Origin of the sequence: Sphingomonas sp. SORGH_AS_0789, from assembly GCF_031453055.1 — a bacterium.
Lineage (GTDB): Bacteria > Pseudomonadota > Alphaproteobacteria > Sphingomonadales > Sphingomonadaceae > Sphingomonas.
Genome location: NZ_JAVIYV010000001.1, coordinates 3,029,532 through 3,052,319 on the forward strand (window position 1 = coordinate 3,029,532; position 22,788 = coordinate 3,052,319).

The 22,788-nt window shown below is 64.1% G+C and carries 13 protein-coding genes and 1 tRNA gene; 11 read left to right on the top strand and 3 right to left on the bottom strand.

The features are described from left to right. Positions 1-13 precede the first annotated feature (13 nt). The 8 genes from QE360_RS13890 (at position 14) to QE360_RS13925 (ending at position 14,998) form a co-directional block, all read left to right on the top strand. Positions 14-1,381, top strand: a complete 1,368-nt coding sequence (locus QE360_RS13890) for an ATP-binding protein (RefSeq protein WP_309702383.1) — start codon at positions 14-16, stop codon at positions 1,379-1,381. Beyond that, a complete protein-coding gene (locus tag QE360_RS13895) occupies positions 1,378-2,745 on the top strand; it encodes a GNVR domain-containing protein (protein ID WP_307099061.1) in 1,368 nt (455 codons plus the stop codon). Before QE360_RS13890 ends, QE360_RS13895 begins: the two co-directional genes overlap by 4 nt. Beyond that, positions 2,742-3,410, top strand: a complete 669-nt coding sequence (locus tag QE360_RS13900) for a hypothetical protein (protein WP_307099059.1) — start codon at positions 2,742-2,744, stop codon at positions 3,408-3,410. Before QE360_RS13895 ends, QE360_RS13900 begins: the two co-directional genes overlap by 4 nt. 8 nt (positions 3,411-3,418) lie before the next feature. Then, positions 3,419-4,534, top strand: a complete 1,116-nt coding sequence (locus QE360_RS13905; RefSeq protein WP_309702386.1) for a glycosyltransferase — start codon at positions 3,419-3,421, stop codon at positions 4,532-4,534. A gap of 174 nt (positions 4,535-4,708) precedes the next feature. Continuing rightward, the gene (locus QE360_RS13910; protein WP_309702387.1) at positions 4,709-5,878 is read left to right on the top strand and encodes an acyltransferase; all 1,170 of its coding nucleotides are present in this window, start codon (positions 4,709-4,711) and stop codon (positions 5,876-5,878) included. A 294-nt stretch (positions 5,879-6,172) separates the two neighbouring features. After that, a complete protein-coding gene (locus QE360_RS13915) occupies positions 6,173-11,224 on the top strand; it encodes a hypothetical protein (protein WP_309702388.1) in 5,052 nt (1,683 codons plus the stop codon). Positions 11,225-11,474: 250 nt separating this feature from the next. After that, positions 11,475-13,610: a type I secretion system permease/ATPase gene (locus QE360_RS13920; RefSeq protein ID WP_309702391.1), complete on the top strand. Its 2,136-nt coding sequence runs from the start codon at positions 11,475-11,477 to the stop codon at positions 13,608-13,610. Beyond that, positions 13,607-14,998 carry an HlyD family type I secretion periplasmic adaptor subunit gene (locus tag QE360_RS13925; protein WP_309702393.1) on the top strand — a complete coding sequence of 464 codons (1,392 nt, stop codon included), beginning with the start codon at positions 13,607-13,609 and terminating at the stop codon, positions 14,996-14,998. The genes QE360_RS13920 and QE360_RS13925 overlap by 4 nt, the downstream gene beginning before the upstream one ends. A 16-nt stretch (positions 14,999-15,014) precedes the next feature. On the opposite strand, the gene QE360_RS13930 is transcribed toward QE360_RS13925, so the two are convergent. The 3 genes from QE360_RS13930 to QE360_RS13940 are packed head-to-tail and all read right to left on the bottom strand — an operon-like array spanning position 15,015 to position 18,572. Continuing rightward, positions 15,015-16,076: an acyltransferase gene (locus QE360_RS13930; RefSeq protein ID WP_309702395.1), complete on the bottom strand. Its 1,062-nt coding sequence runs from the start codon at positions 16,074-16,076 to the stop codon at positions 15,015-15,017. Between the two features lie 27 nt (positions 16,077-16,103). Further along, positions 16,104-17,450, bottom strand: coding sequence for a hypothetical protein (locus QE360_RS13935; protein ID WP_309702396.1), 1,347 nt, complete (start codon positions 17,448-17,450; stop codon positions 16,104-16,106). Next, positions 17,451-18,572: an acyltransferase gene (locus QE360_RS13940; protein WP_309702399.1), complete on the bottom strand. Its 1,122-nt coding sequence runs from the start codon at positions 18,570-18,572 to the stop codon at positions 17,451-17,453. Positions 18,573-18,895: 323 nt separating this feature from the next. Here QE360_RS13940 and QE360_RS13945 point away from each other — a divergent pair, with 323 nt between their 5' ends. The 3 genes from QE360_RS13945 (at position 18,896) to QE360_RS13955 (ending at position 22,596) form a co-directional block, all read left to right on the top strand. Next, positions 18,896-20,200 (top strand): lipopolysaccharide biosynthesis protein, encoded by a 1,305-nt coding sequence (locus QE360_RS13945; protein ID WP_309702401.1) that lies wholly within the window; start codon positions 18,896-18,898, stop codon positions 20,198-20,200. Positions 20,201-20,342: 142 nt separating this feature from the next. After that, positions 20,343-20,416: transfer RNA gene (locus QE360_RS13950), tRNA-Gly, on the top strand. 146 nt (positions 20,417-20,562) lie between these two features. Further along, complete coding sequence (locus tag QE360_RS13955; protein ID WP_309702403.1) at positions 20,563-22,596, top strand: DUF6538 domain-containing protein; 2,034 nt, start codon at positions 20,563-20,565, stop codon at positions 22,594-22,596. The last annotated feature ends 192 nt before the right edge of the window (positions 22,597-22,788 follow it).

A 22,788-nucleotide genomic window follows, 5' to 3' on the forward strand; every position in this document is an offset into this window, starting at 1 on the left:
GGGAGTGGCGTAGATGGGGTTCAAGACATGGCTGGCCGCGATCAAGGCCTGGCTGATGGGGGGCACGGCGGAAGCGGCCACCGGCTTGCCGCGCCCGGTAACGGGTGAGCGGCCGATGGGCCGCGTGCCGGTCGACGGCCCGGTGCGGTCGCCGGTGCCGGTCGCCCCGGCCTTTGCCGCGCCTGCGCCCGCTCCGTCGGGGTCGGCGCGTGCGCGGATCCATGCCGCGTTCGACACCGGCATGCCGGTCGAAAGTCGCGCCGGACTGGCGGGGCGGTCGGAAGAGCTGAACCGTCTGGTCGAGGCGGTCATCGAAAATGGCAAGCACGGCATCGTCTTCGGCGCGCGCGGTTCGGGCAAGACGTCGCTGTCACGCGTGTTCGGCGATCTGGCGGACGAGAAGGGGGCGGTGGTCCTCTATAATCTCGCCAGCGGTGACCTGAGCTTCTCCGAGCTGTATCGCCCCTATCTTACCGAATTGGCGACCATTCCCGGCGGCGGATTGCGGCGCGGCGACATCGCGTCGCTGCTCGATGCGCCGTTCGACGCGCGCGCGCTGGCCAGCATCCTGGCGGAGCGGGTGCGTCGGCCGATTATTCTGGTGCTCGACGAGTTCGATCGCGTGGAGTCGGCGGCGACCAAGTCGGAGGTCGCGGCGCTGATGAAGCTGTTGACCGATATGCGCGCCACGACGCGGGTCGTGACGGTTGGCATCGCCGCCAATGTCGAGGATCTGATCCAGGGCCATCCCTCGCTGCGCCGCCACATGGTGTCGGTGCCGGTCGGTGGGATCGGCGCGGAATCGCTTAAGGACTTGTTCGTACGCTGTTGCACGCAGGCTGGCTTGACGGTGGAGGACGGCGCGGCGACCGAGGTCGCGTCGGCGGCCTATGGGTCGCCCTATCACCTGCGGCTTTTCGGCCTGAATTGCGCGCTGGCCGCCGAGAAGGCGGGCGTGAGCCGGATCGATCGTGAGATCGTGCGCATCGGGTTCGGCAAGGCCTTTGCGGACTGGCGGCTGCTCAGCGCCACGACGGCGGACCTGCTGGTGCGATGCGCCCAGCTGCCAACCGGGCACCGCTTCGTGATCGCGCTCATCGCCTATGCGGCGGCGATGCGCACGCGGGTCGACCAGGCCGAGATCACCGCGCTGGCGATCGGCGACGGCTCGCTCGACCCGGCGGTCGTCCAGGCCGCGTTCGACATGCTCCGTCCCATCTTGCGGCCCAGCGCGATCGACGGCCAATATCTGTTCGACGATGCGCTTGCGCCACAATTCTACCTCCTGCTGCACAGCGGCAGGATTGATCCGCAACCGGCCGACCAGGGCCTGCGCTCCGACCTGCGAGCGTTCCTGGAGCAGGGAGGGCCCATGGCATGACCAGTTTTTCCGATCTCTTGATGGCGCTGCGCCATCGCAGCCGACTGGCGATCGTCGTGGGCGGCGTGGTCTTCGCGCTCATCGCAGTGCTCGGCTTTCTCCAGCCGCGCGCCTACACCGCCAGTTCGTCGATCCTGATCGACCTGACCCAGCGCGATCCGACGACCGAACGTCAGGCCAGCGAGACCGCCGCCTCGGTGATCGACACGATCATCGGGACCCAGCTCGACATCATCCGCAGCGGTGCCGTGCTCGAAGAGGTGGCGCGTCGTGCGCCGCCATCGGTCCTCGCCAAGGCGGGGGAAGGCACGGCGGAATCGCGCATGCAGCGTGCGGTCGGCATCCTTCGCCGCAATCTGAAGGCCGATGCCGACAAGGGCAGCAATGTCATTCAGCTCAGCTATACGGCACCCACCCCGCAGGAAGCGGCCAAGACGCTGAATATCATCACCGAGGTGTTTCTGGGCAAGCAGGTGGCGCTGCGTAGCGTCGCTGCGCGTGAGAATGCCAAATGGTATGACGCCCGGACCGCGGAGGTTCGCAGCCGACTGGAGCAGGCGCAGCGCCGCCTGTCGGACTTCCAGCGCCAGCATGGCATCGTCGGCGTGAACCGCATGGATCTCGAGGCCGACAAGGCCCGCAGCCTGTCGACCGAGCTCGTCGCGGCCCAGGCCGCCGCTGCCGCCGCCCGTTCCAAGTCGGGCTCGGCCGCGCAGCCGGAGGTCGCGCAGTCGACCATCGTTCAGGATCTCCAGCGCGAAATCGGCGTCCAGGCCGGTCGTGTGGCCGAACTGTCGAAGACGCTGGGTCCGAACCACCCGGACATGGTCGCGGCGAACGCGCAACTCGCCGCGCTGCGCAGCCAGCTGGGCAATGCACGGTCTGTACAGGCCCAGGCCCTGACCGCCGCCAGTTCGGCAGCGGCCCAGCGCGAAGCCACGCTTCGTTCCGATCTGGCGCAGCAGCAGGCCCGGATGGTCGCCTTGTCGAGCGTGCAGGACGATCTGAACGTGCTCCAGCGTGACGTCGACGCCGCGCGCCAGACCTATGACACGGTGCGCCAGCGCTTCAACGAAGCCACGCTTCAGAGCGAGATTTCGCGGGCCAATGCCAGCAGCCTCGATCCGGCCGAACCGCCGCTGCTGCCGTCCAAGCCCAATCTGGTGCTGTGGCTGATCGCCGCCATCATCCTGGGCGCCGGCACCGGACTGGCGGCGGCACTGGGCTCCGAAATGCTCCGGCCGCGGCTGCGCACGCCGGCGGGCACGTCGCAGTCGCTCGATCTGGACGTGCTGGCGGATATGACCGACTTGCGGTCGACGCAAAATAGCGGCTGGGCCGCAAACCGGGAGGTAATGGCGTGAGGCTCCGTTCGAGCGCGAATTCCGCGCAGTCCTATGCCGAGGCTGAGGCGCTGCAGGGGCGGGCGACAGGGCAGGGAATCGATCCCCTGCTGGTCGCGGCCTTCACGATGGACGACCCCTATGTCGTCGCGATCCGCAGCATCCGCAGCTCGATCGTCCAGCGTTATGAAGACGTGTCGCGCGACACGCGTTACTGCGCGCTGATTGGTCTCGATTGCAACGAGGCGCTGGCGGTGATGGCCGCCAATCTGGCGGTGGTGACGACGCATATGGGATCGTCAACGCTGGTGGTCGACACCAACCATGCGCATCCGCGCGTCGCCGAACTGTTCGGCTGTTCGGATTCGCCGGTGGTCCAGTCGACGCCGCTGGTCGGGCTGACGGTGATCGGGACGGGGCGCGGCGAGGGCGGCGTGGCCGACCCGGTCGAGCGTCGCCCGCTGATCGAGCAGCGCGACGAATGGAATGCGCGGGTCGATCAGGTCATCGTCGCGATCGCGCTGAACGAGGCGCATAGCGCCGCCAGCATCGCCAACGCGCTGCATGGCTTCGACGCGGCGGTGATCGTCGCGCGCAAGAACGTGACGCAAGTCCGGCCGACCCGTGCGCTGATCGACGTTCTGGACCAGCACCGCGTGCCGATCGTCGGTACGGTCCTGGTTTGAGCCACGCCATGGCGTCGGAGCACGGTCCTGCGCGTGCGGCACCCCGGGTGCTGCACGTTTGCGACAGCATCGTGGGGGGCACGGGCAGTTACCTGGCTGAACTGCTGCCACCCCAGGCGGAGCGTTACGGGCCGGGGCAATTGATGCTGTTGATCCCGCGCCAGCATCGTGACGATGTCGAGCCCCGATTGCGCGACAGCGGTATTGCCTTCGCCTATTTCAATCGACCCAATCGGTTGGCGGGGATGGCGATATTGCTGTTCGCCTATCTGGCATGCCTGAGGCGCTTCCGGCCCGACATCGTCCATGCCCACTCCTTCGGGGCTGGTGTCTGCACGCGGCTTCTGCCGATCTTCGGTCGGCCCCGCATTGCCTTTTGCCCGCATGGCTGGGCCTTCAACATGCAGGTCAAGCCGCTGGTCCGGCGCTGCATCATCCTGGTCGAACGGCTTTTGGCTTTGCGTGCCGACCGGATTCTCCTGATTTCCGAGCATGAACGCGAATCGGCCGAAGAGGTCGGCATGGCGGCGACCAAGCTGGTCACGATTCCCAACGCGATCGCGACCGATCCTCCGCCCGTTTCTGCGGTCCCTTGGAACGATCCGCGCATCAAATTGCTGTTCGTCGGGCGGTTCGATCGGCAGAAGGGCCTGGATCTCTTGATCGATGCGATCCGTCCGCTCGGCGAGAAGTATAGCGTTCGCGTGGTTGGGCGGCCGGTGGTCGGCGGTGGCACCGATTTCGGAGCGCCGCTGGATTTCGTGGATTTCGTCGGGTGGCGCGATCGGGACGGGGTGTCTGCCGAAATGAAGGCTGCGGACGCGGTGATCGTGCCGTCACGCTGGGAAGGTTTCGGCCTGGTCGCGATCGAGGCGATGCGGCTCGGCCGCCCGGTAATCGCATCCGACGCAGGCGGGCTGAACGACATTCTGGATCATGGCCGCTATGGTTTCAGTTTTCCGGCCGGTGACGTGCAAGCACTTCGCACTCTGCTGACCAATCTTGATAAAGATCAATTGCCATCATTTGGAGAAATTGGTCGCAAACGTTTTCTGGCAGAGTATTCCGCGGACCGTATGGTGAGCCAAGTTGACGATGTTTATCGCGATTTGATGACCAAATGATTTTGTTCCGGTAATCTGCGGCAATCTTTTCGGCCAAATTGGTCTCCAGACACGCCGTGTGGCACCGCCATGGGACAGATTCGCCTGTTGGCCTATTGAGTAATCCTTAAAGAAGCTCATGTTGTGAACCCGTTACACTGTTCCGCATGGGGAACGAACGGGGTTGGCTTTTGGATGGCGGAACGACAAATCAGGTTCGATGCGCTGGACGCGTGGCGGGGCATTGCGGCGCTGATCGTCGCCTTGTTTCATTTTCAGGCAGCCGGATATTTTTACGCGGTTCCGCTGGTGCGGCATGGCAACCTGGCCGTGCCGTTCTTTTTTGTCCTGAGCGGCTTCGTCATTACCCATGCCTATCGATCCAAGCTGCATGATGCGGGGGATGGCTGGCGGTTTATGATCCGACGTTTTGGACGTCTGTATCCGCTGCACTTCGTCACATTGATGGTGCTTGTCGTGCTGGAACTTGCAAAGCTGGCCGCGATGCAGTTCGGGTTTTCCGCCGCCGAGGGCGCGTTTCAGGGTACGAACAACATATCGTCGCTGATCGCCAACATCTTCCTGCTGCATGCCATCATTCCATTCCCCGACCTGAGCTGGAACGCAGCGAGCTGGTCGATCAGCACGGAATTCTACACCTATCTCGTGTTTCTGCTGGTCTATCTGCTGTCCGGGGCCCGTCATCGCCTGCTGGGATGCGCCTTGGCCTTTGTCGCATCCGGGCTGGTGTTGTTGAATATCGAGATATTCCACCCGCAACTGGGCATCGTGCAAGGCATGGGCATGGCGCAGTGCGTGTTCGGTTTCTTCACGGGCAATCTGACATACGAGCTGTATCTGCGTCTGCGTGACAATCCCGTATTTCAGGGAACACGGCCGGAGATACTGGCGACCATTCTGATGGTTCTGTTGTTCTGGTTCAAGCCGCCCTTCATCTCATTCGATATTCTGGTGTTCGGCCTGGTCATCCTGCTGTTTTCCTATGAGGGCGGTGCCGTGGCGCGTGTGATGCGTGCTCCGGCGCTCCAGCGACTGGGGGAATTGTCCTATTCGATCTATCTCGTGCACTTCATCATCTTTGCCGTGATGTTCGTCATCGTGCGTCTGGCACAGGCGAAGTTGCACGTGCCGCTGATCGGCGCGATCGGCGGGATCGAGGTGATGGATTTCGGCCCGTCCTGGCTTATGGACCTGGTCGCCCTGGGCTATCTGATCACGGTCGTCATCTGTGCGACCCTGACCTATCGGTTCGTCGAGGTTCCCGGTCGCCGCTTTTTCAACCGCCTGTCCCGGAGCCGCGCCCAGCCCGAAATTCCGACCGGGGTTGAACCAACCCAGGCCTGATACGTTCAGGGCGGTCAGCCACCGGGAACAGGCTTTCCGCAGCATTAATCATTTGTTGGTCTTTGCGACGTAACGTTTGCGCAATGAGTTATGTCGCTGATCCAATTTACTTAAAATTGGTTTAGCTATTCCGATTAGAGATTCGGCCACGGATGGACTCCGATATTGGGGACCGAACCTAATCGGAGTTCCAAGCCCGTGGCTGCTCAACCTGCTTCCGTTTCTGCCTTTCTTTCGACGCTGGGCGTAAACGCCCATGCGGGCAGCGCGAACGGTGCCTATGCGAATTCCAGCATGGTGCTAAGCGCGCTGAATTACCTGGGGATCAGCACGGTCCGTGATCATTTCACGAACCTGGGCACCGGCGGTGCCGCGGTCGGCGCGATGGCCGCGGCCGGTATCAAGTTCGATTTCGTGGCGTCGTCCGATCTGCCTGCCAAGGGCGATGCGGGGATGGCGGACTATGTCGCCGGACTGAAGGCTTTCCAGAGCAAATATGCGGGCAGCATCTTTGCGATCGAAGGGCTGAATGAAGTCAACATTCAGGCGTTCAACTACAAGGGCAGCGGCGATCTCGCGGCTGCGGCGGCCTATCAAAAGGCGTTGTACGGCGCCGTGAAGGGCGACTCCGCCCTGTCCGGCATTCCGGTCATCAACCTGTCGATCGGTCTGGAGAGCAGCTCCGCCTATGCCGCCATCGGCAATCTGGGCTCCTATGCCGATTACGGCAACGCCCATGCCTATACCGCGACGGGGTGGCAGTCGGACAAGGTCATGGAGGCGTCGATGGCGCGCGCGGCGGGCGCGGCCAAGGGCGATCCGGTCATCGTCACCGAAACGGGCTATACGACCCTCAAGAGCGACACCGGTCTGGGCGTCAACGAGAGTGCGCAGGCCAAATTGACGTTGAACGCGGTTCTGCATGCGTATGAGAACGGCTCGAGCAAGACATTTCTTTACGAACTTTTTGACAGCAGCCTGGAGCCGACGGGTCCGGCGCGGGAATTCAACTTCGGCCTGTTCAAGACGGACGGCACGCCCAAGCAGGCGGCCGTTGCCCTGCACAACCTGACCAGCATCCTGGCCTATACCGATGCCGGGACCGGCACGGCGGCCAGCGCCGCGAGCGCCTATACGCTGAAGGATATGCCCACCGATGGGCATTCGATGGCGATGACCAAGGGTAATGGCGCCTACGACCTGGTGCTGTGGCGCGACGTGAAGATGTGGGACAGCGCCAGCCAGACCGAGACGACGACCGCGCCGCGTTCGATGACCATCGATCTCGGCGGGGTGCAGAAGACCGTCTATGTCTATGATCCGCTGAACGGCACGACGCCGATCGCGACCTATACGAATGTCAGCTCGATCACCGTCGCCATGGGCGACCGGCCGCTGATCGTCGAGGTCGGTGCCAAGGGCGCCTATACCGAGGTCAAGCCCAGCGTCGCGCCCGACCTGACCCTGACGGCGGAAGCCTTTGTCGCGCAGATCGACAAGCTTGCGGTGTCAACCGGCCTCAACAGCGTCACGCTGACCGGCTCCTCGGTGCTGCAGGTCGCGTCGGACGCGACGATGAAGTACATGGTCGCCAATTACGGCTCGGTCCTGTCCAAGGTGAAGGGCAGCTATTCCTTCCAGGTCACGCAGACCGGAGACAATTGGAAGGAAGAGCGCAGCTTCGACAGCGCGGGCAAGCTCACCGGCACGGTGGATTATGGCTATTCGGCCGGTGTCCTCGCCAATGTCCACAGCGAACTGGCCGACGGGACGGTCAGCGATCGGACCTATAATGGCGGCAAGCTGGCGCAGGTAACCACGCTGGCGCCTGGTGGGCTGCGCACGACGATCACCTATGACGTGGCGACGGGCAAGCCCACCGCAATGTCCGAGGTTACCTCGTCGTCGACGACGTACAGCGTCTACAAGAACGGGATTTTGTCGACCCGGACGATCAATGCCGCCGACAAGAGCAGCGAAGTGGACAGCTACGACTCGACCGGCAGGCTGACCACGACCGTCCGTGTCGATACGGCCGGTGTCTGGACGACGACGAACCTGGATGCCGCTGGCAAGGCGACGCGCGTCTTCATCGAACGGCCGGACGGTACCGGCGAGAACACCACCTATGGTATCACCGGCCAGGCCTGGACCACCCAGCGCCAGGTGACGGCCGCGGGCGGACGGGTCACGCTTGTCGAGCGTATCCGCGCCGATGGCAGTTTCGTCAGCACCGAACGTTATCCGGGCGACGGCAGCAGCGTCGTGACCAGCTTCGACAGCCGTGGCGTCAGGCAGCAGGAGGTCAGCGTCTCGGCCAAGGGGGATCGGACGACGCTGGTCTATGATACGGCCAGCGGCAATGTGAAGACCCGTGTCGACCAGACGACGGCCGGGACCACCACGATCACCTATAGCGGCGGCTCGATGACCGACCGCACGCTGGTCCGCACGGACGGCAGCCGCCAGTCGGAGACCTTCTCGAATGGCGTCTGCATCCGCCTGGTCGAAGTGGCGGCCGACGCGACCTTTACCACGCGGCTATTCGACCCGGTGTCGGGCAAGCCGACGAAAATCTATGTCACCAGCCCCGACGGCACCAATACGAACACGACCTTCGGCATCACCGGCAAGAGCTATGTGACCGAAGTCCAGATCGTCTCGAAGGCTGGCAAGGTCATGTCCGTCGTGCGCACCCATGCCGATGGAACCTATGACTATACCGACGTCACCGGAAGCGACGGCAGCCATACGCTGACCTATTACAACGCAAGCGGACAGCGCACGAGCACGACGATCATCGCGCCGGACGGCAGCCGCACGACCAAGACCTATGACATGTCCGCGGCTTCGCAGACCGGGCAGACCCCGCAGCTCGTGGAGAGCAACAAGACCACGACCAATGGCGGCACCTCGACGGACGCGGCGCCTGCCGGTTCGGGAACCAGCATCACCTATGCCTATGACGCCAACGGCGTGCGCAAGTCGCAGCTGGCGGTGGACGCCGCGGGCAACAAGACGACCACCACCTATGATACCGCCACGGGCGCGGTGACGGCGGTCTATGCCGCCTATGCCGATGGCAGCGGCGAGACGCGGCTCTATGGGATTACGGGCAAGAACTGGACGACCGAGGTTCAGGTCACGAACACGGCCGGCAAGGTGATCGCGCTGACCCGCACCCGCGCCGATGGCAGCGCGGTCTATACCGAACGGCGCGACGGCAACGGCCTGACCGTGACGACCTATGACGCCAAGGGTGGCAAGCAGGTTGAGACGATGACCGCGAGCGATGGCGGCCAGACGATCCTCACCTACGCATCCGATGGCCAGCTGACCCAGCGCGTGACCAAGCCCGTAGCGGGCGGTTCGACCACGGCCACGATCTCGTCGGGCATCGTGACCTCGCTGTTGACGGTCGCGCCCGATGGGGCACGCACGACGACCAAATATGACGCGAAGGGCGTGAAGCTGAGCGAGCAGCTGGTCGATGCCGCCAACACATGGACCACGACGAATTACGATGCGAACGGCAATGTCAGCCGCCGCTATGTCAAGCGGGCCGATGGTTCGGGCGACAATTACGCCTATGGCATCACCGGCCAGACCTATGTCAGCGAGCATCAGACGCTGGATGCGCAGGGCAAGGTGATCGGCGTCGAGCGGCGCAACGCCGATGACAGCCTGGCCTATCTCGACCGGCGTCTCGACAATGGCGGGCGTCAGATGACCAGCTTCGACCAGAGCGGCCGGATGACGCAGGATATCGTCATCGCCGCCGACGGTGGCGAGGTCGTCAAGGACTATGACGTCGCCAGCGGCAAGGTGAAGCGTCAGCTGGACCGGCCGGCGTCGGGCGATGTCATCGTAAGCCAGTTCGACCAGGGCGTGATGGTCAGTCGTCGCAGCCAGCTGGCGACCGGCAATATCGTGCTCGAAACCTTCAACGCCGACGGGTCGTGGTCGGCGGATACGCTCAACAGCGCAGGCTCGAAGATCCAGTCCCAGAGCCGCGACGCATCGAACACCTGGCGCACGACGCTGGTCGATGCGGCGACCGGGCGGCTGACGATGCTGTTCGTCCAGCAGGCGGACGGCACCTCGGAGAACACCGTCTATAATGTCACGGGTCAGAATTACACGACCCAGGTCCAGAAGGTCGACGCCAAGGGCGTGGTCGTGGGGGTGACGCGTCTGGGGTCCGATGGATCGTTGCGCTACACCGAGCAGCGTCGCGCCGATGGCGGCATCGATGCCTCCTATTATGACGGAAAGGGGCGCAAGACCTCGGACGTCACGATCGCGACGTCGGGCGCGCGCGACACGCGCAACTATGACGCGGGGACCGGCGCGCTGCTGAACATGGTGTCCGAGCAGGCCGATGGCGTGACTGCTACCACCTATGCCGGCGGCAAGGTCAACAGGATCGACTTCACGGGCACCGACGGAGCTAAGCGGGTCCGCGACTATGGCGTGACCGGCGTCTTGGTCTCCGACGTCACCAAGACGGCGGCCGGGGAATGGACCACGCTGAAATATGATGCCGGCGGCACGCTGACGACCAAGTATGTGACCCATGCCGACGGTACGGGCGAGAACACCCAATATTATGCCTCGGGTCAACCTTATGCCGAGCAGCGGCAGGTGGTCGATGCGAACGGCAAGACTGTGGCAGTGTTCCGCTATCGCAGCGACGGCACCCTGTCCTTCACCAGCCAGACGGGCACCGATGGCCGGACCGAGCTGTACCGCGATGCGCAGGGGCGAGCGACGACCCAGTTGCAGGTCCGAACCAATGGCGACCGGATCGAGACGCAGCTCGATGCCGCCACCGGCACGCCGTTGTCGGCCACCGCGAAGCTGGCCGATGGGACGAGCGTCGTGTCGACCTATACGGGCGGCGTTCTGGTCCGCCGCGTGACCCAGCCGGCGGGCGGCAGCGCGACGACCGAGACCTTCTCGGCCAGCGGTCACGATACGACGAGGGTCGCGGCCCAGCCCGGTTTCGGTGTGATGGTTTCGGACTCGAAGGGGTGGATCAACGGCGGCGCGACCGACGATATCCTGCTCGCCGACCGGAGGGACATGGTGCTGACGGGCGGCAGCGGCAGCGACCGGTTCCTGGTCACGCTGGGGGCCAGTGCCACGATCCGCGACTTCGGCGCGGGCCATGACCTGCTCGACCTCAGCGCCTTTGCCAAGTCGGGTTATCAGCCGATGATCTCGCTGGAGGGCGGCAATACGCTGCTCCGTTATGCCGGAGGGGAATCGGTCACGCTGGTCGGTGTCACGCCGGACAAGCTGAACACGAATCAGGCGGCATCGGGGCTGTTCCAGCTCGGCTGATCGCGGCTGGGCGGCCAGAACGAGGCCCGGACGACGAAGTTCCGTCGTCCGGGCCTTATTTTTGTTCGGCCCATCGACCAACTGCTGTCGTGACAACGAAAATGTAGGGATTTCACGCTATTGCGGTCGCATCGGATGGTGGTGCCGAGCGGGGTGCAGGCCGCCACGATCCGACCGTCGGAAGCCCGGACAGGGCGGCACCCCGCCGCCCGCCGGTTCCGGCAAGCCATGAGCGGGTGGACGGTCGACAGTGGATTTCAAAACTATTCGTGACGATAGCGGGCTGACGGCGCTCGCCGCGCTATTGGCCATCCATCGCATCGCGGTCGAGCCCGAGCAGCTTCGCCACGGCCTGGGGCATTTCCACAGCCTGACCGGGGACGATCTGGTCCGTCTGGCCAATGGCATGGACGGGGTTCGCGCCAAGACGCGCCATGCCGACTGGGCGGAACTGGGTCGCATGCCCTTGCCCGTGCTGGGCAACGGCCCGGAGGGCTGGTTCCTGATCGGCCGGATGCAGGGCGACGAGCTGTTGGTCCAGCGGGCCGGGGCTCCGGTCGTGAAGATCGGCCGCGCCGAGTTCGAGGCGATGTGGTCGGGCGAACTGGTCCTGATCGCCACGCGTGAGAGCGCACGCCTCAACCAGCGCGGTTTCGACATTTCCTGGTTCATCCCGCAGATCGTCCGCTATCGTCGGCTGATCGGCGAGGTGCTGCTGCTGACGCTGGCGCTCAACCTGCTGGGCCTGGCGGCGCCCTTGTTCTTCCAGACGGTGGTGGACAAGGTGCTGGTCCATGGCACCATGTCGACGCTGGCGGTGCTGGCGATCGGATTCGTCGCGGTATCCTTCTGGGAAACCGCGTTCGGCTGGCTGCGCACCCGCCTCTATTCCGAAACCAGCCAAAAGATCGATGTCGAGCTGGGCGCGCGGCTGTTCCGCCATCTGCTGCGCCTGCCGCTCGGCTATTTCGAGCAGCGCCGGGTCGGCGACACCGCCGCGCGCGTCCGCCAGCTGGAGACGATCCGCGAATTCCTGACCAACGCCTCGTTGACCGTGCTGATCGACCCGGCCTTTGCGCTGGTTTTCCTGGCGGTGATGGCGCTCTATTCGATCAAGCTGTTCCTGATCAGCATCATCGCCATCCCCGCCTATATCGCGGTCGCGGTGCTGGTCACGGGTCCGCTGCGCAACCGGCTGGACGATAAGTTCGAGCGCGGCGCGGCGAACAACGCCCTTCTGGTCGAGACGATCGCGGGCATCCAGACGGTCAAGGCCGCTGCGGTCGAGCCGCAATGGCAGGACAATTGGGAACGCAAGCTGGCGGGCTATTCCGCCGCCAACCAGCGCGTCATCGACCTGGGCAATAGCGGGTCGCAGGCGATCCAGCTGATCTCCAAGCTGAACCTGGCCGCCATCCTCTATTTCGGGGCGCAGGCGGTGATTGCGCAGGACATGACGGTCGGCGCGCTCGTCGCCTTCAACATGTTCGCGCAGCGCGTGTCGGGTCCGGTCATCCGCATGGCGCAGCTGTGGCAGGAGTTCCAGCAGGTCCGCATCGCGGTCGACCGGCTGGGCGACGTGCTCAACCACCGGGTCGAGCCGGGCAGCGGCAGCCAGACCGCGCTTCCGTCGATCCGTGGCGATGTCCGGTTCGAGCGGGTTCGCTTCCGCTATGGCGATGACGGCCCCTGGACGCTGGAGGATATTGACCTTGCCATTCCGGCGGGCTCGACGCTGGGCATCGTCGGGTCGTCGGGGTCGGGCAAGTCGACGCTGACCAAGCTGCTCCAGCGCCTCTATGTCCCGGCGGGGGGGCGCGTCCTGATCGACGGCACCGACGTCGCGCAGATCGATCCGGCCTGGTTGCGGCGGCAGATCGGCGTGGTGTTGCAGGAGAATATCCTGTTCAACCGTACGGTGCGCGAGAATATCGCGCTCGCCAATCCCGCGCTGCCGATGGAGCGGGTGATGGAGGCCGCCGAGCTGGCGGGGGCGCATGAGTTCATCACGCGGCTGCCGCAAGGCTATGACACGATGATCGAGGAACGCGGCGCCAACCTGTCGGGCGGCCAGCGTCAGCGGCTCGCCATCGCCCGCGCGCTCATCAACCGCCCGCGCATCCTGATCTTCGACGAGGCGACCTCAGCGCTCGACGCCGAGAGCGAGGAGATCATCCAGACCAATCTCAAGCGCATGGCGGCGGGGCGTACCGTCATCATCATCGCCCACCGCCTGTCCGCGATCCGCCAATGCGACCGCATCGTCGCGCTGGAACGCGGGCGGCTGGTCGAGACGGGCTCGCATGACGAACTGCTCGCCACCGGCGGGCGCTATGCCGATCTTCACCGACGCCAGATGGGCGTCCTGTATGGAATTGCATCATGAGCACGCTGGCGCAGAACTGGGCGCTCTTTCGCACCGCATGGTCCGAGGACCGCGCCGAGCGGCGCGGGGCGGCCCGTCCTCTCGAACACAGCTTCCTTCCCGCCGCGCTGGAGGTGATCGAGCGGCCGGTATCGCCGACCGCCCGGATCACCGCCTGGCTGCTGATGGGCGGTCTGGCGCTGACCGGCGGCTGGCTGGTGCTGGGCAAGGTCGATGTCGTCGCCTCGGCACAGGGGCGGACGGTCCCGGCGGAGTCGGTCAAGCTCGTTCAGTCGGCGACCGGTGGCATCGTCCGGCGCATCTGGGTGCATGAGGGCGATGTGGTCCGGCGCGGCCAGCCGCTCGTCGATCTGGACCCGACCCTGTCGAGCGCCGACGAGGCACAGGCGCGTCAGGCGCTGCTCGCGGCCGAGATCGATGTCGCGCGCAACGCCGCGATCGTCGACGGCCTGAGCGGCGGGGCAGGGGCCTTCACCGCGCCCGAGGGGACGCCCGCCGATGTCGCGGCGACCCAGCGCCGCCTGGTCGCCGCGCAGATCGCCGGTGCCCGCGCGACCGAGGCGGGCCTGGCGGCGGCGCGGCGCTCCGCTTTGTCGGATGCCGAGGCGGCGGCGCAACAGATGCGCACCTATGCCGCCAACCAACCGCTGCTCGACCGACAGGTCCAGGCGGTCGAGACGCTGGCCCAGCGCGGCTATGCGTCGGGCATGCGCGTGCTGGAGATGCAACGCCAGCAGCGGGCCGAGGCGGGCAACCGCAACGTCGCCGCCGCCCAGCGCACGCGCGGCCTGTCGGAAGCCGGGCGCTATGCCGAGGAACTGGCCCGTTCGCGCGAGCAGGCGCGCCAGATCGCGCTGTCCGACCTGTCCAAGGCGCAGACCGAGGCGATGCAGCGCCGTGAGGAACTGACCAAGGCGCGCCAGCACAGCCGGATGCAGCGGCTGACCGCGCCGGTCGACGGCACGGTGCAGCAGCTGAGCGTCCATACGCTGGGCGGCGTGGTCGAATCGGTCCGGCCATTAATGGTCGTGGTGCCCAACGGACAGGTCACGGTGGAGGCCAAGCTCCTCAACCGCGACATCGGCTTCGTCCGGGCGGGCCAGTCGGTCGCGGTGAAGCTGGAGGCCTATCCCTTCACCCGCTACGGCACGGTGCCGGGCCATATCCTGTCGGTCAGCCGCGATGCGGTGACCGAGGAGAAAAGCGCGCCCTATTATCTGGCCCGCATCGCGCTCGACCGGCGGACGATCGGGGTGGACGGGCGGCAGGTGCCGCTGACCCCGGGCCTGAGCGCCACGGCGGACATTCGCACCGGTCAGCGGCGCCTGATCGAATATCTGATCGACCCGGTCAGCCGCGACGTATCCGAAGCGGCGCGGGAGCGGTAGGGGATGGGGCGGGGGCCTAAACGGCTTCCCGCCTTTCCGCTCGCGGCGCCCGCCCCCAATAGCGCGGCACGATCAGCCAGGAAAATCGGCTGTTGCTCAACCACTGGCCAGCCACGACGCATATCACCGTGAGGAAGACGGTGACCCCGAGGATGACTCCATTCGCCACGATCGACGATTGATGGATCGCGTCCAGCGGCGGCGCCATGATGCGGATCAGTCCGCCGACCCCGGCGATGATCAGAATGTGGAAGATGTAGAGCGGCAGGGTCTGTTTGCCGACCGATTTGAAAATCCGCATGATCGCCAGTCGGCCGGGGATCATGCCCAGCAAATTGGCGAAGAACCACAGCAATAGTACGGACTTGATAAGCCGAACGCCGGCGGCGTCGGACCCCCAGCTCGCCCAGATGACGAGCGCGCACAACAGGCCCGTCACGAGCAACCGCATCCCGTTCGCCTGCTGAACGATCCGCTTGTAGATCTCGCCGAAATAGGCCCCCAGCGCGAACCAGATGAAATTGAACAGGATCGGTCCGACCTGGACGTGGCCGAACGTGTTCGTCACCATCGGCTCGACACGCTGTTGCGCGACATTGGATAGCAGCGCCATCGCCAGGGCGACGAGGAGCACCGGCCAGGGATGAGGCCCGATCCGGTTCTTGCACAGGATGATCAGCACGTTGAACAGCGGCAGGCACAGCAGAAACCAGTAGATGGTCGGAATGGCCAGGGCGGTGAGGAACTCACCGACCGTCGGGGCCGTCTCCCCGGTCGCCAGCGTGATCAGGAAGCTGCGCGAGAATAATATGCAGGACCAGAAGAGGTAGATGAACAACAGGCCGACGATGCGGGCGTCGCGCTTCTCGACCGGAGCCTTGTGGATGTTCTGCGACAGGATGCCCGAGATCAGGAAGAACAAGGGCATCCGAAGAGGCGCCAATGCCAGCGCGACATCTTGCAGCAGGAAACGGTCGGGCGAGAATTCGGAAAACCAGTCACAGACATGGTATAAAACCACGCCCACGCCGCAAAATCCACGCCCGGCGTCGATCCAGTCAAGTCGCGGCTTTTGCATCAATCGGTTCTCTGCCGGAAATACATACTACGTCTGTCCGGCAAAATCCGAAGAGGTATCAGCCTTACCAGAACCACGCCAACTCCTTTTCCATCTGTCACCGCTGATGAACATATTGCTAAACGCATATCCCAGGAACAAGGTTGCAGTCGAAGGGCCGTAACATTGCACCGTGACCGCATAAAAATTCAGCGTGGTGAGCAACAAAAGCTTTTCGATACTTTGGTTCTTGCCGATCGTGAAATAGGACCCGATGACGAAAACCAAAAACGGCAGCCCCATCATGATAAAGGTTGCTACGTAGAAATTGTCAACTGGAACAATAAGATAACCTAATTTGGTATATTCCATCGGATAGGTGAAACAGCCCAGGCCGCACCCGGCGAAGATCGCCGCCGGTGCGTTTTCCGCCAGCCAGGTGAAGGGGAAGATCCATGTGCGGCTGATCCGGTCCTGCATGCTGAAAAGGACGGGGCTGATCTTCGTCAGGTCCATGCCGCCCATCAGCGGCATCAGGATGAACGGGATTGGAATGGTCAGATAGGAGGCGCGAGCCAGAAACTGGGCGACCCGCAGTTCGCGATCCCTTTGAATTTCTACCGCAATATAAATCGCAGAGAAAGCGATGAGGGTCAACAGAGCGGTTTTGCTCGTCGAAAGCTCCACCGCGATATAGAGCGGGATCCACAGCGCGAAGTTGACCATCCGCGGAAAATGGCGGTGCATGACGATATAGGGGATCACCGCCATATAGGCGGCCATGGTCGATTCTCCGGCGAATCCCCCGTACCGGATTTTGCCGCCCGTCCACCAGATTTTGCCGACCTGTTTGACCGCGCCGAAATTGTCGAGATTCTGTCCCAGCCAGGGAAAATCCACATAGGGGGATATCAGCAGGCCGATGGTGGACGCGACGAACAGGGCGGTCAGCGCCCACCGCGCGGGCCATGTTGCCGTCAGCGATCGATCGACCATGACCGCCCCCACGAAGAAGGGCAGGAACAGCTTGATCGACGACACAAAGGCGAACACCGTCGACTGCATGAACACGAGGCCGACGATCGTCGAGAACAGGAAGGAGCAGGTGAGCAGGATCGCATAGGACGACCGGCGCTGCCATGCGACACGCCATGCGAAATAGAAGAAGATGAACAGGCTTAACAGGTCGGGGATGAACCAGGCCGCGCTCAGGTGAACCAGCGACAGGTAATAGCGTAGCGAGCTGGTCAGCGTATCCCGGAAGAAGAACATGAACGCCACCGCCAGGATCAGCAGATAGGCGCGCTCGCCGATGGTCGGCGCTTCGGTCGTCTTGCGCGATGGGGCGGAACGCCAGCGCCGTACTGGCAGGATTTCGCCGATGGTCGTCGCCATTTACCGAACTCCCGTTTCAGCTTTTACGATGATGCCCGATCGGCCGGGGGCAGGCTGGCCGTCGCCGCGCCCGGTGCTGCCTTCGCGGCTCCACCGACGGTTCAGCCATCGCAGCATCGGTTTTTCGATACCGACATGAACGATCGCCGATCCGATCAAGGCGCCGAGAATGACCATCGCCAGGAACAGCGCCGGCGACCGCGCCGACAGTCCCAGCCGCGCGTCCAGGATCTCGCCGGCATGGATCGCGAACGGGTGGGAAAGATACAGCGCATAGGACGCGTTCCCGCCCGCGATCAGCCAGCCTATCCAACGCGTCCGCCGCCGTGGCTCGAGCCCCAGGACCGAAGCGGTGACGATCATCACGGCGGGCAGCCCCCCGGTAAAGGGGCGGCCGATCGTGTCATAGGCCCCGATCTGGTAGAACAGCACCGCCAGTGCAAATCCGGCGCCGACGATCGTCCATGCCAAGGCGCGCGGAATCGTCATGCCGCGCAGGAACATATGCGCCACTCCCATGCCCGCCACGAACTCCAGGGTGATCGGCAGGCCCCAGAAGCGGATCATGCGCCAATCGGGCGGCGTGGGCGCGGCGATTGCGATCAGCAGCAGCAGAATGCCGACGATCAGCATCAATCCCCGTCGATAGGGCAGCAGCAATCCCGCGGCAAACACCAGGTAGAACATCATCTCGTAATTGAGCGTCCAGCCCAGCGTCAGCAGCGGCGTGCAATAGAGGTCGCAGGTCGGCCCCGGCAGGAACAGATAGGAGAAGACGATCCGTATTGTGCTGGGCAGCGGCACGTGCAGCACCAGACCCATGACCAGGGTCAGCGTGGTGAACAGATAATAGAGCGGCACCACCCGAATGACCCGGCGGCGCAAGAAGTCGGCGGCGACGCCCGGCACCCCGAACCGATCATGCATCATATAATACATGACGAAACCCGAGATGACAAAGAAGATGTCGACGCCCAGACCCCAATCGAGGGGAATGATCGACCAGGGGCGGGGGGCGCCGCCGGTCAGCTTGACCAGCGCCTGCTGCGCGTGACCGCACAAGACCAGGAATGCTGCGACGAAGCGCAGGACCTGTAGTGAATCGACCCGTTGGGAACGCATCAGAGTTCACTCTCCCGCTTCGTAACACCACAAGACGGGCCTGCCTCCGCTGTGCGACGAAACCCATTCCGTCAAATGCCTTAGCGCATGCAATATGCCGGGGTATATGCCGATCGCCATTATTTGAGGGACAGATTGTCCCTTTTTTAACCCTTGCGCAGCGGCACCCTCTTCCCGCATTGGGACATCATGCTGCGCTGCATCAACGTCCCGGTCCGGCCAGCGGCCCGTCTGCGAGACGGTGGCCCTTCACGCCCGAACGTCATGTCCCGGAGTGCAATGCCCGTGGTCAGGACGGCAGAAACAGGATAGGTCCCGAACGAATGGCCGCACTCCTTTCTCGCCTGATGCGCAGCGGTTTCGTCAGCATGGGAATCCGTGCGGCAACGCTGTTCTTCCGCTTTGCGCTGTCCTTCTACGTGGTCAGCTATCTCGGACTGGAGGCGGCCGGCGTCTATGGCCTGGCGATCGGTGCGATCGGCATCGTGCCGGCCTTGCTGGGCTGGGGACTGAACTATTTCGTGTCGCGCGATGTCGTCGGCATGACCCCGGATGGGGCCGCGCCGCTGGTGCGCGATCGCCTGACCGTGACCTTGGTGTCGCTGGCCCTGGGCACGGCCGTCGCCATTCCCGTGATCGTCGCGCAGACCGGCGGGGTTTCGACCGTCTATATGCTGATCCTCGCGCTCCTGTGGCTCGAAACCTTGGCGCTTGACGTGTATATGCCGCTGGTCGGGCTTCAGATGGCCTTGCAGGCCAATATTCTGGTCCTTGTGCGGTCCGCCCTTTGGATTCCGGTGGCGGTGGGGCTGGGCATGGTGTCGCCGACGTTCCGCAATCTGGAAACCGTGTTCGCGAGCTGGATCGTCAGTCATTTCATGGCGATCGCCCTGCTGTTCGTCTTTCTGCGCCACTGGCCGGTGCGCGCCGCGCTTTCCAAGCGGCTCGACCGCGCCGGGATGTGGCTGCGCATTCGTAACGGATGGTATATCTATCTCAGCGACTTGGGGCTCGTCGGCCTCAGCTATGCCGATCGTTTCATCCTGAACGCCATGCTGGGGCTCGCGGCGACCGGCATCTACAGCTTCTACTGGTCGATCACCAATGCGCTCTACACGCTGTTGAGCACCGCGGTCGTCCAGCTGGCACTGCCCCGGATGGTACTGGTGCTGCGCCAGCGCGGAATGGAGGAGTGGCTGGCGGCGTTGCGTCGCGAGGTTCTCAAGGTCCTGGCGTTCGCGGCCGTCCTGAGCGTCGTGATCTTCCTGGCGACCGAGGCGATCATCCGCTTCGCGCCGCCGGGGCGCTTCCCGGTGGCCCGCCCGTTGCTGATCCTCATGTTGATCGCGGCGGTCCTGCGAGCCTGTGGTGACCTGCTGAGCGTCGGACTGACCAGCGCGGGCAAGGATCGCGTCTATGCCATCACCAATGTCGGCGGCGTGCTGTTGACGGTGCTTCTGAGTTCGCTGAGCCTCTGGCTGTTCGGCCTGATCGGCGCAGGCATTTCGGCTGTCGGGACGGCACTGGCCCTGTGCGTCGTGCGCATCCTCTATCTGCGCACCCTACCGAAGCGCAATCCGCCCGCCAAGGCGGGGCGGCGTGACGAAACCGGTGCAGCCGCGCAATGACGGAATGAAGAAAACGGCATCCGGGTGCTTGCCAAGGGAGGCGCACTTTTATACTGGGCTTACACCATGTCGGAATTCCAACGGAACGGAAGTTGGAACGACGAACGGCAAAGCGCGGTTTTTCCAATAAACTGGGCGCGATGCGGGTGTAGCTCAATGGTAGAGCAGAAGCTTCCCAAGCTTACGACGAGGGTTCGATTCCCTTCACCCGCTCCATCACCGCACTGAACCCACGGATTTCCGCCATTCCGGCGTCCGGCCGCGCTTCGCGGGACACTTGGCTGTAGCACCAAGCTGCGCACATGCCGCCGTCGTCCGCCCGCAATCGAAGCCCGTGCCGGCGACCGGACGAGACGTGGGACGTGGCCTCGATCACCTATCTGTGCCGGCGTGGCGCGCGCTATTACTACCGCCGCCGCCTGTACCAGCGGAGCGTCGTCAACCATCCTATAAGCATCTCGCTCGGTACGGCCGACCCGGTCGAGGCACGTCGCCTCGTCCCCCGGCTGTCCGCCCGATGGGAGATGATGGCGATGCAGATGTTCAACCGGACCAGCCGCGGTTTCCTCCAGGCGCAGGAACTGACGCGCATCTTCCGCGCAGGGCTCGACGAGGAGCTGGGGCTGGCGATGGCCTCCCATTTCGATGCCCCCGACGCGCTGGAAGGGAACCGCCGCACCTTGCGGGTGCTGGAGGCGGCCTATCGGATCGCGGCGCGTCTGCCTGCCGATGCGGACAGCGTGCCGGAAACCATCGTCAACGAGCTGACCGACGGCTTCTCGGATGAGGATCGTGCAGCGGTCGTGATCATGCTTCGGTCGCTGGCGCCCCATAAGAGCGCGCAACGAGATGCCGAGAGCGCCCTGACGGCGATTTCGGCACCGACGACCCCGCGCGCGATCGATGACGCACGCGTCCAACTCCTCCGGGCACGGGCAGAAGCGCAGGCGCGCGCAGCCCTCGCCGACCATCCGCTCGCGGCCAGCCGGGGTGATCCGTACACGGCACTGCTCGACGACGATGTCGTCGCTGCGATCCGGCGCCAGCCGGCCGCGCATTCCACCGGAGCACCAGCCGAGCACGCTGATCCGCATCGGTTGTCCGGCGCTGCGCCAGTCGACTCTCCATTCCTTACCCAGGACACGCGGCGGTTCAGCGAGATCATCGAGGACACCATCAAGATGATCCAGAGCGCGGGCGACTGGGATGAGGATCTCGATCAGCGTCGGCGTGTGATACGCAGCTTCGGGTGGATCACCGGCGACAAGCGCCTATGCGATTATGGCCCCGCCGATGCCCTGCATTACGCCCAGACCCTCAGGAAGCTACCGACCGAATTTCGCTGGGGAACGCCCGAGGCGGGCGCCATGAGTCGTCCGCTGAAGGAGGTGCTTGGGGAGGTCGATGCGATGGCGAAGAAGACGCGGCGCAGCGATCGCACGTACAATCGCGATCTGACGATCATGGCGCGCTTCTCGCGGGAGCTGGCCAAGGCGTCGTGGCGGCCGAGATTCGGCAAGGACCTCATCGTCGACTTCAACGAGCACACCGCCAAGGTCCAAGATGATCCCACCGATCCTGACCGGATGCCGTGGACGGAGGAGCAACTGGTCTGCGCCTTCAAGGCTCCGATTTATACGGGCGGCGGCGGGTGCAGCCGACGGTTCAAGACCGGTTCCGACAACAAGGTGTGGCAGGACGCTGCATACTGGGTTCCGCTGCTGCTGGCCTACACCTTCATGAGCCGCGAAGAGGCGTGCGGGCTCGAATGCAGCGAGATCGTGTTCGACGTCGAGACGCCCTTCCTGATCGTCAAGGCCAACATGACGAAAAGCAAGAATGGCGAAACCGCGGCGGGCCTGAAACGCCGTTCGCGCCACCGTATCATCCCTCTGCATCCGGAACTGCTGCGGCTCGGCTTCCAGAAGTACGTCACAGCGATCGAGGCAGAAGGTCATTTTATGCTGTTCCCGGAATTGTACCGGGGTGATCTCAAGAAGCGTGGTGGAACCCGCTTCTATGCGGGCGCCGGTCGGTACCTGCTCGACTATGTCGATCAGAATGTACCCCTCCTGCGAACCTCCTCGGGCAAGCGCGCAGACCTCCATTCGATGCGTACCGCCGGGGCGAGTTTTCTCGAGGATTCAGACGCGAAGCAGGTCTACATGGATGACATTCTGGGCCATGTCCGTGAGGGAACGGGGCCGCGCAAATACTGCAAGGCTTGGTTCGTGAAGGGCGGTGCGGCAATCATTCAGAAGCGGCTGGGTCTGATGTGCAACGCGACGCCGAACCTGACCGCGCATCTCACGCCTGCACCGCTGGCCCTGCTGCCGCTGGAGGAGCGGTCGCGGACGGGATCGTACAGGGAATGCGCATCGAGGCGGAAGGCGTGATGACCAGATTTTGGTCATCGCGGGTAGCGGCTCAGCCCGAAAGCGTGCGTTCGTCGTGTCAACTAGGTATGCCGAAGAACCGTCGCCGGAGGGCACAGCGAAGGGCTGGCAGTGGGACAAAGCCGTCGTTCTGGTCTGGTTCGCCAAATGTCGGCTTGCGACACAAGCCGACATTCGCGCGTTCGGCGACTT

Coding starts and splice junctions, on each gene's coding strand:
- QE360_RS13890 (WP_309702383.1), top strand. CDS start 14: ATGGGGTTCAAGACATGGCTGGCCGCGATCAAGGCCTGGCTGATGGGG.
- QE360_RS13895 (WP_307099061.1), top strand. CDS start 1,378: ATGACCAGTTTTTCCGATCTCTTGATGGCGCTGCGCCATCGCAGCCGA.
- QE360_RS13905 (WP_309702386.1), top strand. CDS start 3,419: ATGGCGTCGGAGCACGGTCCTGCGCGTGCGGCACCCCGGGTGCTGCAC.
- QE360_RS13910 (WP_309702387.1), top strand. CDS start 4,709: ATGGCGGAACGACAAATCAGGTTCGATGCGCTGGACGCGTGGCGGGGC.
- QE360_RS13915 (WP_309702388.1), top strand. CDS start 6,173: ATGGTGCTAAGCGCGCTGAATTACCTGGGGATCAGCACGGTCCGTGAT.
- QE360_RS13925 (WP_309702393.1), top strand. CDS start 13,607: ATGAGCACGCTGGCGCAGAACTGGGCGCTCTTTCGCACCGCATGGTCC.
- QE360_RS13930 (WP_309702395.1), bottom strand. CDS start 16,076: ATGCAAAAGCCGCGACTTGACTGGATCGACGCCGGGCGTGGATTTTGC.
- QE360_RS13935 (WP_309702396.1), bottom strand. CDS start 17,450: ATGGCGACGACCATCGGCGAAATCCTGCCAGTACGGCGCTGGCGTTCC.
- QE360_RS13940 (WP_309702399.1), bottom strand. CDS start 18,572: ATGCGTTCCCAACGGGTCGATTCACTACAGGTCCTGCGCTTCGTCGCA.
- QE360_RS13945 (WP_309702401.1), top strand. CDS start 18,896: ATGGCCGCACTCCTTTCTCGCCTGATGCGCAGCGGTTTCGTCAGCATG.